At 35.2% G+C, this 304-nt stretch carries 1 protein-coding gene; it reads right to left on the bottom strand.

The window, feature by feature from the left end:
* Positions 1-156: 156 nt before the first annotated feature.
* Positions 157-304, bottom strand: a 148-nt coding sequence (locus AOA60_RS34575; RefSeq protein ID WP_178075343.1) for a DMT family transporter, incomplete at its 5' end; no start/stop codon positions are given.

Here is a 304-nt window from a genome sequence, read left to right as displayed (position 1 = left end):
GATTATTAGTGCGTCTAATGCCAATGCAACAAACCGTTCAATAATACCAACAGGACTATCAGTTGTGACGTTCAGATCAACCACCCTTTCAAACGTTCTAACTAAAAGTCTACCATAAATCCAAAAAATTGGTATTATTTATGTATTTAAAAAATATTACTTGGATGGACCTACTTCTTTTTCCCCTTCATAATAAGCGCTCTTAGACTTAAATACAATCACACCTCCAATGATGATAATGATGCCCACCAGTTTGTTAAAACTAAATGGAATTTTTTCAAGGCCAAGCCAGCCTAGAGAATCC

This window comes from Pseudomonas sp. 2822-17 (assembly GCF_002742485.1).
GTDB lineage: Bacteria > Pseudomonadota > Gammaproteobacteria > Pseudomonadales > Pseudomonadaceae > Aquipseudomonas > Aquipseudomonas cyclaminis.
The sequence above is the reverse complement of the archived record's forward strand: the minus strand, read 5'-3'. Positions and strand labels throughout refer to the sequence as shown.